This window comes from Hyalangium versicolor (genome assembly GCF_020103695.1).
Classification (GTDB): domain Bacteria; phylum Myxococcota; class Myxococcia; order Myxococcales; family Myxococcaceae; genus Hyalangium; species Hyalangium versicolor.
Genome location: NZ_JAHXBF010000014.1, coordinates 14,172 through 27,226 on the forward strand (window position 1 = coordinate 14,172; position 13,055 = coordinate 27,226).

8 protein-coding genes are annotated in these 13,055 nt (G+C 66.0%); 5 read left to right on the top strand and 3 right to left on the bottom strand.

Annotated elements, in window-relative coordinates:
- Window positions 1-213: 213 nt before the first annotated feature.
- Both KY501_RS27520 and KY501_RS27525 read left to right on the top strand, forming a co-directional pair.
- Window positions 214-1,257 (top strand): SH3 domain-containing protein, encoded by a 1,044-nt coding sequence (locus KY501_RS27520; RefSeq protein ID WP_224366437.1) that lies wholly within the window; start codon window positions 214-216, stop codon window positions 1,255-1,257.
- A gap of 147 nt (window positions 1,258-1,404) precedes the next feature.
- Entirely contained in the window at window positions 1,405-1,893 is a 489-nt protein-coding gene (locus tag KY501_RS27525) for a VOC family protein (protein ID WP_224366438.1), read from the top strand.
- Between the two features lie 83 nt (window positions 1,894-1,976).
- Here the strand turns inward: KY501_RS27525 and KY501_RS27530 are convergent, their stop codons facing one another.
- The gene (locus KY501_RS27530; RefSeq protein ID WP_309242999.1) at window positions 1,977-4,190 is read right to left on the bottom strand and encodes a M4 family metallopeptidase; all 2,214 of its coding nucleotides are present in this window, start codon (window positions 4,188-4,190) and stop codon (window positions 1,977-1,979) included.
- 184 nt (window positions 4,191-4,374) lie between these two features.
- On the opposite strand from KY501_RS27530, the gene KY501_RS27535 reads away from it, so the two are divergent.
- Entirely contained in the window at window positions 4,375-5,523 is a 1,149-nt protein-coding gene (locus KY501_RS27535; RefSeq protein WP_224366439.1) for a beta/gamma crystallin family protein, read from the top strand.
- A gap of 185 nt (window positions 5,524-5,708) precedes the next feature.
- The gene (locus tag KY501_RS27540) at window positions 5,709-7,121 is read left to right on the top strand and encodes a pilus assembly protein (RefSeq protein ID WP_224366440.1); all 1,413 of its coding nucleotides are present in this window, start codon (window positions 5,709-5,711) and stop codon (window positions 7,119-7,121) included.
- A gap of 99 nt (window positions 7,122-7,220) precedes the next feature.
- Here the strand turns inward: KY501_RS27540 and KY501_RS27545 are convergent, their stop codons facing one another.
- Entirely contained in the window at window positions 7,221-8,429 is a 1,209-nt protein-coding gene (locus KY501_RS27545) for a hypothetical protein (RefSeq protein WP_224366441.1), read from the bottom strand.
- Window positions 8,430-8,728: 299 nt separating this feature from the next.
- Between KY501_RS27545 and KY501_RS27550 the strand changes: the two genes are divergently transcribed.
- A complete protein-coding gene (locus KY501_RS27550) occupies window positions 8,729-10,507 on the top strand; it encodes a hypothetical protein (RefSeq protein ID WP_224366442.1) in 1,779 nt (592 codons plus the stop codon).
- 8 nt (window positions 10,508-10,515) lie between these two features.
- Here KY501_RS27550 and KY501_RS27555 read toward each other — a convergent pair whose 3' ends face one another.
- Window positions 10,516-12,972, bottom strand: a complete 2,457-nt coding sequence (locus tag KY501_RS27555) for an ABC transporter permease (protein WP_224366443.1) — start codon at window positions 12,970-12,972, stop codon at window positions 10,516-10,518.
- Window positions 12,973-13,055: the final 83 nt, after the last annotated feature.

The window sequence follows — 13,055 nt, forward strand, 5'->3', positions numbered from 1 at the left end:
ATGACTCCCCCCACTGCTCGCGCCAGTGCTTGCCTACGCCAGGTCAGCTCGGCTCGTTGACCTCACGTCTCGCGCTCGAACATCAGCATGCCGCTCCCCCTCCGCCATGCCAAGACCCGGAAGGGTAGCTCGAATTCAGCCGAGCGAGCATCGGTCCGGTGATCCATCATGCCGTGCTTCCTCTGGGGAGCTCTCTCGACTGCAAGGAGTCCCATGTTCACGCCCATCCTGGCTCGACAACAGAGCCACTCCACTCTCTCCATCCCCTCGCTAGCCCAGGCGCTGCTCCCGGGGCCGCGCGGCCTGATACTGGGAGTGCTCCTGGTGCTGCTCCAGGTGGCTCCCGCCTTCGCGGAGGCTCCAGCGCAGTCCGAGAAGCAACGCATCGCCGCGGCCTCGGGCATCCGGCTGCGTGCCACCCCGGCCCCAAGCGGCAAGGAGGTAACCAAGCTCTTCATCGGCACGGTCCTGAAGGTACTCGAGCAGACCGCGAAACAGGAGACGATCGGGGGCAAGGCGGACTATTGGTACCGCGTCGCCACGCCCGAGGGACAAGAGGGCTGGGTGTTCGGCTCGCTCGTCTGGCCCCTCCTGCCGGACCAGCAGGTGCAGACCTATCTGGAGATTGCCCGGCAGCGCATGGCGGACGAGAAGACGCCCTTCGTGGATCGAGCGGACCTGGTCAACTTCCTGAAAGCCACCGTGACTCAGACTCCTGCCAAGGAGAGCGCGGCCCACCTGGAGCTCGCGCTCTGGCGCGCGATGCGCTGGACGCTGGCCGCTCTCTCGGAAGGCAACGTGCCCAAGTCGGCTTACGAGAAGTGGGTGCAGCGTCAGGGCGACGCGCTGGTGTACAGCGAGCCCGCGGGGGAATGGTTCGTGAGTGGCGCATTCCTCTGGAAGCTCGAGGAGAAGTACCGCGGCCTGCCCGAGGCCGAGGCGTTGGCCTGGGAAGCCGCGACCACTACTCCTCCGGGTGAATGCGAGGGTTACGCGCCGTGCTACCTAGCCATGTCCAACTCCATGGAGGGGGAGTACCTGCGGCGCTACCCCGCCGGACCTCATGCGGGTGAGGCCCTGAAGGCGCTGCAGCAGGGGCTGGGAACAGACGGCATCTCCGACCTCGACCAGGAAGGACGGACCGACCTGCGCGAGGAGCTGGGCAAGCTGGAGGCGGCGCTCGGCCCGGTGAAGCTCCCGGAGAAGAAGAAGGCGCTGGACCAGCTCCAGGCGCTCCGCAAGGCAGCTGGCAAGTAGCGGAACCCCGCGTCCCGGGGCCTGACTCGGGCCGAGTATGGGGTCGATGGGCGTGTCCTCGCCTGCTCCCCAATGCCATTCGAAGTCTGGCGCCCCATTCATGAAGAGGGAGAGCGCGAACCCCTGCTCGATACGAAGGAGAAAGCCATGGCCAAGATCACGCCCTGTCTCTGGTTCAATTATCAGGCCGAGGAGGCCGCGAAGTTCTACGTCTCGCTGCTGCCCCATTCCCACATCGACAAGGTGGTGCGCTCGCCTGCCGACAATCCGAGCACACGCGCCGGGGCCGTGCTGACGGTCGAGTTCACTCTCGCTGGGCAGCCGTTCATTGGCCTGAATGGAGGCCCGCAGTTCCCATTCACCGAAGCCGTGTCGTTTTCCATCGACTGCGAGGACCAGGCCGAGGTGGACCGATTGTGGGAGGCGCTCACGCGAGGCGGCGGTTCGCCCGGGCCGTGCGGCTGGCTCAAGGATCGCTTCGGCCTCTCCTGGCAGATCGTCCCGAGGGCCCTGCCCAAGATGCTGGAGGATCCCGACCGCGACGCCGCGAGCCGCGCCATGCAGGCCATGCTGAAGATGGGCAAGATTGACATCGCGGGGGTCACACGCGCCTACGAGGCCAGGCCAAGCGCCTAGAAAGCCTCCCCCCCTTGAAGCACAACGGGCGGCCCTCGCGAGAGAGCCGCCCGTCTCTTTTCAGCGCCTTCGGACCGTCGAAGCTACGGCTTCGTGTAGTTGATGGTCAGGTTGTAGGTGGCGCTGCCCGAGCCCGCGCCGCGGACCATGATGTACGCGGAACTCTGCCCCGCAGGCACCGTCAGGTCGCACGTCTCGGAGGCCCCCGACAAGGCCGGGCGGCAGTTGTACGTGGTGGTCGTCGGCGCCGCGCCGAACCGCACGTACAGGTCGGGGTTCTTCGTGCCCGTCATCACCACCTTGAACTGGGTGCCCGCCACCACGCTGTACGGGCCGTGGTTCTTCTGCGAGTTCTTGCTCACCGAACCGCTGGCCGTCTCGGTCGTCGGCGTGCCGGTGCTGCCTCCGCCACCATACGTCCCCGTGAGCGTCAAGCCCGAGTACGAGGAGTACCCGACGATCATCACGTACCAGGTACCCGCCGCCGGATTGGTGAAGGAGCAGGTCTCCGCGTTGCCGCTCGTGTACGGACGGCAGTCATACGCGCTGGCGGTCGGCACCGAGCCGGCCCGCACGTACAGGTCCGCATCACCCGTGCCGCCGCTCGTATTGAACGAGATGCTGGACTGACCGGCCGGCACCTCGAGCGTGTAGTACTTCTTGCTGCCGGAGCTGCCCGAGAGGCTGCTCACGGGCACGCCGTTGCTCAGCGGCGACGTCACCGGAGGCGGAGGCGGCACACCCACGGCCAACCACGCGTCCGTCACGGCCTGCACCGTCGCCGCGTCGTAGCCCAGCGCCTGCGCGGCCTGCACCGTGTACGCCTTGGCCTGCTCGAAGGTGGTGCTCGCGGTGAAGAAGTCCGTGTTGGCCTTGTAGAAGATGCGGCCGGCCTTCTCCGGGCCAATCGCCGTCACGTTGATGCTCGTCTTGCCGCGTGGGTGCACGCCGCCCTTGGAGAGCAACGCGAACACCAGGTTGCTGATGCCCGAGCTGTAGTGCACGTCCTGGCCGCCGTAGTCCCCATAGAAGTCCAGCGAGACGCCATCCTTGGCGGGGTCATCCATGTAGCGCAGCGCATCCCCCGCCTCGCCCGGCGTCCAGATGTCCTCGCCGATCTTGAAGATGTCCGCGTCCACCGCCCAGCCGCGCGACCAGCTCTCGCACACGCCGGAGAAGATGTCCGAGTAGCTCTCGTTGAGGCCGCCAGACTCACCCGAGTAGATGAGGTCCGACTCGGAGCTGGTCACCGCGTGGCTGAGCTCGTGGACCGTCACGTCCAGGTCCTTGCCCAGCTCGATGGAGTCCACGCCGTCGCCGTCGCCGTACACCATCTGCGTGCCGTCCCAGTAGGCGTTCACGTAGTTGGTGCTGTAGTGCACGGTGCTGATCAGCGTCGCCCCCGCGTTGTCGTACGAGTCGCGGCCGAAGAGGGCATTGTAGCAATTGTAGGTGGCACCCAGCTGGTCGTAGTTCTGGTCCACGTGGGCGTCGCCGACGGACGCCTGACCCTCGGAGCGCTTGAGCGTGCCCGGAGTGCTGGTGCCGTTGTTCGCCGAGTACACCTTGCGGTTGAGCACCGAGTGGATCCGCGGGTGCAGCGCCAGGACGCCCCCGCGCTGCGCGTCCACGTAGAGCAGGTCATCCGCGGGCATGCCGTCGCGCTCGCCCTTCACCCTCACCTGCCAGGCCAGCCTCAGTTCGTCGCTGCCCTCGGGGCGCAGGTAGACGAGGCTCGGAGCCCCCTCGGCGGAGGCGCGGAGCGACTTCGAGCCGACCTCGGCCTCCTTCAGCGCGGTCTCGGGGGCCAGCTTCGCCTGAACGGAGACCGTGTCGCCGCCGTGAGCCGAACCGTTGGCCGCATAAATGAGGCCATCCGAGTCCACGTGGAGGATGAGCTCGCCGCCCACCACCTTCAGGCCGTTGAGCGTCTGCTGGAAACGCAAGTGCTGGTGACCCTGCGCATCCACCGAGGACTTGCGCAGCACCAGATCATTGCCATTGAGCCGGAACACGGGAGCGATGGTGTTGAGCGCCACACGGACGGCATCCTCCGCCCCGCGAGCGCCCTGGGCGGAGAGCCGCGGCGCTTGACCGAGCCGGCCCTGGATGGAGAAGGGCACGCCCTGGTTCGTGTTGGCCACCACCCGGGCTTGATCCAGCCGGGCCAGCGCGGACTGGATGTCTACGTCCTTGGCCGGCAGCACCTCCGCCGCCTCCTCCTGCGTGGAACCACAAGCGGCGAGGCTCGCTCCAAGCCAGGCCGCGCAGAACGTCTTCAAGAGTTGATTGCGCACGACATCACTCCCAGTGAAAGGGAGTTCTTTAGTGACATCCGTGATCATCTCTTTGCAATCCATAAAATAGGAATTCTGGTTCTCCAGTTGTAGGTGAACGAACCAGCTCTACCGGAAAACCCGAAAAAGACCTGCTACTCCTCTTTCTTCGGGAATTCCCCAACTGGGAGACCTGGATACATCCATGCTGAAGATCAAACCCGTGATTGCCCTGGTGGTGCCTTTTCTCTCGATAACTACAGCCCAGGCGGACACGCCTCCCGCCACCTGGCAGGAACACTGGTTCGAACACAACCAGGTGATGACCAAGGTGTTTCAGGACAACGATGTGGCTGTTTATTTCGACCCGGACGTGAATCGCTCCGTCACGTGGCCCAATACCTACCTCAGTCAGGTCTGGCGCTACACGAAGAAGACCTACGGCAACTTCGGCGCCCAGCCGCAGCTCTACGCCCTCTTCCACACCAACAAGTACAGCGGTGGCCATCCCTCCGGTTACTTCGATGGCAGCCATGACTACCGGAACGTGATCGACGTGGGGCCGGGCCCGTGGACGAACGGAACCGGCAACGATCTGGATCTCACCACCCACGAGGTGGCTCACATCGTCGAAGGTGACTCCAAAGGCTCACATGGCTCGCCGGCCTTCGGCATCTGGGGCGATAGCAAGTGGGCGGAGATCTTCAACTACGATGTCTACGTGGGGCTCGGCAGGACCAGCGATGCCACGCGGTGGTACAACTTGATGATCAATGGAACCGACAGCTTCCCGCGGGCCAACACCCACTGGTTCCGGGATTGGTTCTATCCCATCTACTCGAGGTACGGCGGCTCGGCGGTGCTCAACCGGTACTTCGTCCTGCTGGCCCAGTACTTTCCCAAGAATGGGAATGACTATGCGCGGGGCCTGAACTGGGGCGAGTTCGTCCACTTCTGGAGCGGCGCGGCCGGCATCAACCTGAAGTCGCTGGCCACCACGGCCTTCGGCTGGCCCACCGACTGGGAGGCCCAGTTCACCCAGGCGCAGAAGGACTTCCCCTTCACCTACTCCACCCCCAAGCCCACCGTTGTCTCCTTGTTCCAGGACATCAACTATGGTGGCTACGCAGCCGCGCTCCCGGTGGGCAATTACACCCTGGCCGCGCTGAAGAACCAGGGCATCCTCAATGACGACATCACCTCACTGAAGGTGGCGAGCGGCTACAAAGTCACCCTTTACTCCAATGACAACTTCTCCGGGTCCAGCATCGTCAAGACCGCGGATGATGCCTCGCTCGTGGATGACGGGTGGAACGATATCGTGTCATCGATCGTCGTAAGCACAGCGCCTTGAGCGCCTGAGCACGAGACCTCCGCATTCTTTGCGGAGTGCAAACCTTGCAATGCAGCCGCGTGCACAATCACGCGCTGCGTTGCTCACAGGTTTTGTTTTTTCGAAGACTTGCATCACTCCCCTTGGCGGTCTGCGGCTTGCACAGGCGACGAGCCGCAGCACCCACCAACGAGGGAGAACATCTGATGAGATTGATCATTCCAACGCTGCAGCGTTTGTGTATGGGGCTCGCATTGATTGGCACGGCAGGCACTGCCTCCGCGAGAACGGCCCCACCCAATCTTCACTTCATCGTTGACACCTCGGGTTCGATGCGGGAACTCCCCCAGGTCGTCAACAGCGGCCACGCGGAATTCTTCAATATCACGACGAATGGCTGCGAGAACCCTCGGTTGGATGCGTACCTGGTGAGCCATGGCTGGGATCCCTCCACGGTCTACCCGGTCCCCGATGAGGGCACGGGGCTTGGCTCGGATACCGGCCACCCCAACCTGTTCCGAGACAACAAGTTCTACGGATACATGTACTGGGCCGACTCGAGCGACCCGTCCTATCAGTGGAACTCCAAGGAGGAGGCCTGCCAGTCCCAAGTGCCCCTCTGGGACACGAGCCGCTCCGCCGACTACAACCGGTGCCTCTCGTGCCTGAACACCAAGGGCTACTACAAGCTGCCAGAGGCCGTCGGACGAGACACCGCACCGTTGACCAGCCTGGACTTCATCTTCTGGGGCCGTCACCTCAACTTCAATCCACCCAAGTATGTGACGGTCAAGGCTGAGTTGAAGAAAGCCTTCAAGGACCTGCAGGGCAAGCGCGTCGGCTTCAGCGTCTTCGCGCCCAACATCGCTCCCTTCTCCACGATGGTCCAGCGGCAGCAGCCGAACTGCGATCAGACCGCGGACGCCTCCGCCTTCGATACCTACCGAGCCAGCTACATCAGCTCCGTTGACGGCCTGACCTTCACCACCGGCACGCCGCTGGCCAAGGCCCTGCTCAACGCGGGCTACTACTTCACCTCGGGCGACGACGTGTACCAGACCACCTTCGGCTTCGGCTCCAACTACAGCTACCCGTTCAGCTTCAAGAACGACCCGCTCACCTCGCAAAGCCGCAGTGTCTGCTGGACCTGCCAGACCTCCGCCATCATCCTCATCTCCGATGGTGAGCCCAGCAGTGATAGCGTCAGCAGCTCGTTCGCTGCCGCGCTTCGCACCCGCAACCAGGGCCCCGTCTACTGCCCGGACTCCCAGCCGTGCGCATCGGGCACCACCGCCGCGACCCGGGACATGGGGGCCAACGCCACCAATGTCCTGGATGACAACCCCAACTACTACCTGGACGATGTGGCGAAGCTCCTCAACAACCAGGATCTGCAGCTGGCCACGCCCTCACTCGTGGGCGACTTCGACACCAGCGGGCAGCAGAGCCTGAAGGTCTACACCGTCGGTTTCGGCATCAACAGCAACCTGTTCAAGAACACGGCGGCAGTGGGAGGCGGACTGTCGTTCTCGGCTGATGGTGGCGCCAGCCTCCAGCAGGCGATCCAGTCGATCGTCAGCGACGTCGAGGAGCACAGCGCCTCCTGCGTCATCCCCTAGAAGCGCTGTCGAACGGAAGCACCTCACGGTGCCAGGGGCCCTCTCCCAAGGTAGCCCCTGGCACCGCGAGTATCAGGGTTCCGTCCTCTTCTCCCTGACTCAGAACATCCCGGCGATATCCTTCACGATCTGCGGGGCGGCCTCGGTCTCGCTCAGAGCCCCCGTGTAGGCGCCCACGAGCAGGGAGGCCGGGTTGACCTTGCCCGTCGTCACGGCTCCGAGGACGCCCTCGGCGACACCCTTCCAGGTGTTGAGCACTCCACCCGCGGCGCCCTTGAGGACGCCCCCGACGCCACCCTCCGAGTTGCCGATGCCCGTCAGCACGTTGCTGACGCCCGGGACGAACCACAGCGCCTTGCCGGCCTCGCCCATGGCCCACTGGAAGTTGTCCTTGTTGCTCCCGTCCGCCTTGACGTGGGTGTCATTCGTGGTCGGCAACTGGTGCTCGCCCAGGAACTTGTAGCCCTGCTCGGCGAAGTCCTTGAGCATGCCGGCCTCGGTGCCGTGGCGGGCATCGCCGTCCTTGGTGAGACCCTCGATGTTGCCGTCACCCTGGCCGTTCTGGACCTTGCCCGACCGGTCCGATCCGTCGGCGCCCTTGGTGCTGTCGATGAACTCCAGCACCTTGGCCATCCGGTAGACGGCATCCGGGTTCTGCTTCGCATCCTTGATGTCGAGCTTGGAGTCGACACCCGTCTGCTTGCAGAGATCATCCCACTTGATGTCCTTCTGGCGGCCCAGGTTCTTCAGCGCGGGGGTGTCGTCGACGATCTGCGCCGCCGAACGGGTGTCACCCTTCGGCCGCTTGGATTCAGCGCTGAGTCCGTTGTCCTCCTGGACCGGCTCAGCGGGCTGCTCGGGCGCGGCCTCGGGGGAGACCTCGGGGGCGCCCTGGAAGATATCCGCGGGCTGCAGCATCTGCGGATCCATCATCTGCGGACCCATCATCTGCGGCCCCATCAGCTCGGGCGGCAGCATCTGCGGACCCATCAGCTGCGGCGGCAGCATCTGCGGACCCATCAGCTGCGGCGGCAGCATCTGCGGACCCATCAGCTGCGGCGGCAGCATCTGCGGCCCCATCAGCTGCGGCGGCAGCTGAGGAGCAATCGTCGGCATGCCGAACCGGGCATTCGCGAGGGGACCTGCCTCGAAGGCATCCTTCGGGACAAGGTTCAGCGCAGGTGCGGCCAGGCCGCCGGCGACGCCGCCCGCGCCCAGGGAGGCAACGGCCTCCTGCGCGGGGAGCTGCTTGGCGGAGACCAGGGACGACTGGCCCGCGTCCGGGCGAGGCATGGCAAACGGAGACATAGCCGCAGTTGCTTTGAAGTCGATCATTGGATTCACCCAGTTCGTGACCGCGAAGGAGATTGCTGCCGCGGGTCTTGCCCGCCGTTGCCCTATCCGATTGCAGCGGACATGCCATCGCGCCCAGCTGCGCAAGTCGTTGATCTTCCAGGGCCAGGCTCGCAGCGCGGCGCCCGTGACGAGGCCTCTTCCGGTGACTGAAGTCACCAGGAGGGTGGCTCGGGTCATCAGCGCCGGGATACCCTGGGTGCATTCTCGCTTCGATTGCACTCACGGCGCTCGTGGCCTGCGCGCCCGGATTGATGGATGAGGCTCCCGCGGCAGAGCCCCGCACGACCGGCAAGTCGGCCCTCGCGGCCCCGGTCTCGGGCTCCATCCCCGGGGGCCTGCCCTCGCGTCTGCTCGTGGGCCTCTTCGAGGACACCGGACAGACGTGGATGAAGAGCAGTGGCGTGCCGTGGGACGTGCGCTACCGCTACTTCGTCAAGGGCTGGATCAACAACTGGGGCTATGGCCCGGGTAATGGCCAGTGGGGCCTCCAGTTCCTCCAGGAGTGCCAGGCCCAGGGGTTCCTGCCCGCCGTCCAGTACTATCAGCTCAACGGCGAGCCCGGCGGCGGCGAGGACCAGTTCCTCGCCAAGCTCCGGAACACCGCCACCATGAGGAGCTACTTCTCCGACTTCAAGGCGCTCATGCAGCGGGCCCGCGAGTTCGGCAAGCCGGTGCTGGTGCTCGTGGAGGCGGATGGCTTCGGGCTGATCCAGAAACAGACGCAGAGCAATCCCTCGGCGCAGGCCGCGGTGGCGAGCACCGGGCTGCCCGAGCTGAGCAAGCTCCCGAACACCGTCGCTGGATGGGGGCTCGCCTTCCTCCAGCTTCGCAAGGCGGTGGGCGCCAGCAACGTCATCCTCGGCATCCACATCTCCGCTTGGGCGGGAGACGGGGATATCGCCCACTTCTCCGTCACCCAGCCGCTCCAGCCTGAGGTGACCAAGGTCTACACCTTCCTCAAGCCCTTCGGACTGGCTCCCAACGTCACGGGAGGCACCTGGGATGTGCTCGTGGGGGATCCGCTCGATCGGGATGCGGACTTCTACAAGCGCACCTCCAATCAGGACCGGTGGTGGGACGCGAGCGACTCAGCGTCCATCTCTTCCAAGAGCTTCAACCGGTACGCTGAGTGGCTGCACCTGTGGAACGTGACGTCCGGCAAGCGCTGGGTGCTGTGGCAGATCCCACTGGGGAACTCGAACCACCTCAACGTGGACAACACGCGCAACACCCCGCGCGAGGGCTATCGCGACAACCGCCCCGAGTACTTCTTCGGCCCGAACGGCGCCACGCACCGGCAGAGGTTCGCCAACAGCGGCGTCATCGCCCTGCTCTTTGGCAAGGGCGAAGGCCGGCAGAGCTCGTACACCAATGACGTGTACACAGACGGTCAGCTCTTCATGAAGACCCGTGCGGGCGCCTTCCTGAAGGCTGGTGGCCTGTCCATCCCCGCCTCGGGCTCCGGGCCAACGGGCGGGACTGCGCCAGCCCCGTCACCACCGCCACCACTGCCCCCGACTCCGACTCCGACTCCCACGCCAGTACCAACACCTGCGCCTGCACCTCCGCCTGCTCCGGCTCCTGGGACAGCGGCGTTCCAGTTCGAGAGCGGCACGCAGGGATGGACGAGTTGGGGGCCTCTCATCCAAGGCCTCTCCAGTTCCACCACCCGGGCCTTCCAGGGCAGCCGCTCGCTCGAGGTGAAGGTGGCTGGCACGCCCAAGGGGATGTCCAAGGTCTCCGTGCCTGGAGCCTCGGTGCCAGCGGGCAGGACGGTATCCTTCCGCGTGTGGTTCCCCAGCGGGAGCCGCATCAGTGCCCTCCAGCCCTTCGTGTTGCAGGGAGCAGCCGGCGGGTGGAAGTGGAACGGCTCGTGGATTGCGACCTCGTCCTTGAAGCCCGGTACCTGGAACACCATCACCCTGCAGATCCCCGCGGGCGCGGTGTCACCGTTCCAGGAGCTCGGCCTGGAGATCTTCACCGACGCACAGTGGACAGGTCCGCTCTACGTCGACTCGGTGAGCTGGTAGAGCGCTCGTCACTCGCTGCGCAGCGCCACGAGCGGATCCACGCGCATGGCCCGCCACGCTGGCAGCCAGGTGGCCACCAGCGCTACGGCCGTCACCAGCAATGCCAGCGTCCCGAAGGTCAGCGGGTCCGTCGCGCTCACGTTGAAGAGCAGGCTGCCCAGCGCTCGCGACGCGGCCCACGCGCCCACGAGCCCCAACCCCACGCCTCCCAGCGCCAGGCTCATTCCCTGCACCAGCACCAACCGGAGCACATCTCGCGGCCGGGCGCCCAGCGCCATGCGAATGCCGATCTCCTGCGTCCGCTGCCGAGCGATGTACGAAATGACGCCGTATAACCCCACGCTCGCCAGTACCAACGCCAACCCCGCGAACACGCTCACCAGCAGCGTCAGGAAGCGCTGGCGCGCCATGGTGGCTGCCACCACCTCCTCCAGGGTGCTCACCTTGGCGATCGGCATGTCGGCATCCAGGCGGCTCACCACCTCACGCACCATGGGAGCCAGCGCCAGCGGCTCTCGCTCCGTGCGCAGGATGAACCGCATGGTCGTGTTGGGCCGCTGCAGCGAGGCCACATAGGCCTCCGGCCGCACCTCTCGCGTCGGTCCGCCATGCCTCACGTCCGCCACCACTCCCACCACGGTGAGCCAGGGGGTCTCTTCACCGCCCACGCGAATGCGCTGCCCCACCGGCGCCTGCCCGGGCCAGAAGCGGCGCACGGCCGCCTCGTTCAGGACGGCCACGCCCTGGGAGCCCTCCCTGTCCGTGCTCGTGATGTCGCGCCCCTGGCGCAGGGGAATACCCATCGTCTGGAAGTAGCCCGGGGTGATGACCTGGAACCCCAGCACCTGTGACTCGCCAGCGGCCGGCGGCGCCCGTCCCTCGATGTCGAACGTGAGCTGCACGTCACTGCCTCCGCCCATCGGAAGGTCCGACACGCTGCCCGCGGACTCCACGCCCGGGAGCGCCGAGATCTGCTCGAGCACGTTCTCGAAGAACGCCGCCTTCCGCGCATCCTCGGCGTACTTCCCCGGCGGCAGCGTCATCTCCCAGGTAAGCGCATGGTCCGTCTTGAAGCCCAGCTCCACCGCCTGCACGCTCCACAGACTCCGCAGCAATAGCCCCGCGGCGATGAGCAACATCACCGCCAGCGCCACCTCGCCCACCACCAGCGCCGAGCGCGAGCGATCACGGCTGGCCAGGCTCCTCCCGCCGCCTCCCTGCCGGAGCACCGCGCCCAAATCCGGACTCGAGGCATGGAGTGCCGGCGCCAGCCCGAAGAGGATCCCCGTGCCCAGCGCGACGGCCAGCGTGAACACCAGCACCCGCCCATCCAGCCCCACCTCGCCCATCCGAGGCAGATCCTTCGGGCCCAGGCCCAGCAGCACATCCATGCCCCACATCGCGCCCAACAGCCCCAGGCATCCCGCGATGAGCGCCAACAGCACGCTCTCTCCCAGGAGCTGCCGCACCAACCTCCCACGCCCAGCCCCCAGTGCCGCGCGCACCGCGAACTCGTGCCGGCGCACCGAGGCCCTCGCCAGGAACAGGTTGGCCACGTTCGCGCACGCGATGGCCAGCACCAACCCCACCGCTCCGAGCAGGGCCCACAGCACCGGCTGGACGTTGCCCACCAGATGCTCGCGCAGCGGCACGACCGTGATACGTGTCCGCGCGTTGGTCTCCGGGTACGCCGCCGCGAGCCGCTCCGCGATGGTGGACATCGCTGCTTGCGCGCGCTCCAGCGCGACACCCGGCTTCAGCCGCCCCAACACCCGCAGATAGTGCCCGCCTCGCCAGCCACTGGGGTCCACCTGCGGGTTCAGACCGAACTGCGGAACGTCCTTGTGCACCGCGGGCACCCACAGCTCCGGCGCCCCGAGGGATGTGACCCGATCGCTGCCAATGGCAGGCCACTCGAAGCGCGCGGGCATCACGCCGAGGATCTCGTAGTTCCGGCTGTTGAGGTTCACAGTGCGCCCGATGACGCGAGGATCTCCGCCGAAGCGGCGCACCCAGAGTCCATGGCTCAGCACCACCCCTTCCCGAAGCGCCACCCCATCCACCGCCGGAGTGAAGGGGGCGCCCAGGGCCGGCGCCACACCCAACACCTGGAAGAAGTTCGCCGAAACGCTCGCGCCGTACAGCCGCTCCGGCACGCCGTCTCCCGTCAGGGTGAAGGGCAGGCTCACGAAGGCCGCCAGGCCCTCGAACACGTCGTTCTGCTCCCGCCAATCGAGGAAGTCTGCTGGCGACACCGGGAGGCGCGGCGTCTCCCCTTCTCCCGTCCATGCCAGCGCCAGGCGCTCCTGCTCCGGATAGGGCAGCGGAGACAGCAGCACCGCATCCACCACGCTGAAGATGGCCGTGTTCGCGGCGATGCCCAGCGCCAGCGTGAGGACCGCCACCGCGGTGAACGCCGGTTGATGGACGAGCATCCTCAGTGCGTGACGAAGTTCCTGGATCATGTCCCTCATCGATTCCCTCGGGATGGACGGTGCCGGGGCGCACGACAGAGCAATCCCCACGCCACGATGCGTCCCCCTCAACC

Bases quoted from the DNA above. Each gene is read 5' to 3' on its own strand.
- KY501_RS27545 (WP_224366441.1), bottom strand. From the start codon at position 8,429: ATGTCTCCGTTTGCCATGCCTCGCCCGGACGCGGGCCAGTCGTCCCTG.
- KY501_RS27525 (WP_224366438.1), top strand. From the start codon at position 1,405: ATGGCCAAGATCACGCCCTGTCTCTGGTTCAATTATCAGGCCGAGGAG.
- KY501_RS27550 (WP_224366442.1), top strand. From the start codon at position 8,729: ATGGATGAGGCTCCCGCGGCAGAGCCCCGCACGACCGGCAAGTCGGCC.
- KY501_RS27535 (WP_224366439.1), top strand. From the start codon at position 4,375: ATGCTGAAGATCAAACCCGTGATTGCCCTGGTGGTGCCTTTTCTCTCG.
- KY501_RS27540 (WP_224366440.1), top strand. From the start codon at position 5,709: ATGAGATTGATCATTCCAACGCTGCAGCGTTTGTGTATGGGGCTCGCA.
- KY501_RS27555 (WP_224366443.1), bottom strand. From the start codon at position 12,972: ATGATCCAGGAACTTCGTCACGCACTGAGGATGCTCGTCCATCAACCG.
- KY501_RS27520 (WP_224366437.1), top strand. From the start codon at position 214: ATGTTCACGCCCATCCTGGCTCGACAACAGAGCCACTCCACTCTCTCC.